Source organism: Shimia fortis, from assembly GCF_040225985.1.
GTDB lineage: Bacteria > Pseudomonadota > Alphaproteobacteria > Rhodobacterales > Rhodobacteraceae > Shimia.
In genome coordinates, this window is the sequence record NZ_JBBPEU010000045.1 from 1 (window position 1) to 466 (window position 466).

General features: G+C 62.0%; 1 protein-coding gene. It reads left to right on the plus strand.

Annotation, left to right across the window (positions count from 1 at the left end; genetic code table 11):
* Positions 1 to 466, plus strand: a 466-nt coding sequence (locus WNE31_RS18425; protein WP_463407449.1) for a calcium-binding protein, incomplete at both ends; no start/stop codon positions are given.

A 466-nucleotide genomic window follows, 5' to 3' on the forward strand; every position in this document is an offset into this window, starting at 1 on the left:
GGCCAAGGCGAGCATGTCTCGATCCTCGGCTCGTCGCGCGACGACAGCATCACCGGGACGGTTGCCGATGACAACATCGACGGCGCGGGTGGCAATGACACGATTGTCTACCATGGCGGTGCCGACACGATGCTTGGCGGGACCGGAACGGACACGCTTGATTTGTCGAACGCGACCACCGATGTGGTTGTCGACCTGGCCAGCGGCACCGGCTCGCATGATGGCGACGCGCTTGTTGTTGGCGGGTTCGAACGGGTCAATGGCAGCGATTTCGACGACACGCTGATCAGTGGGACCATGGCAGGCGAAAGCGTGAGCCTTTATGGTGGCAGCGGCAATGACACTTTGCAGGCGTCCGGCACCTTGGGAACGGACCTGCTGTTCGGCGGTGGCGGGAGCAACACGTTCCTGTTCAACGACGCGTCGGGCACTTTTGTGAACACGTTCTTGTTCGGCACCGGCACCA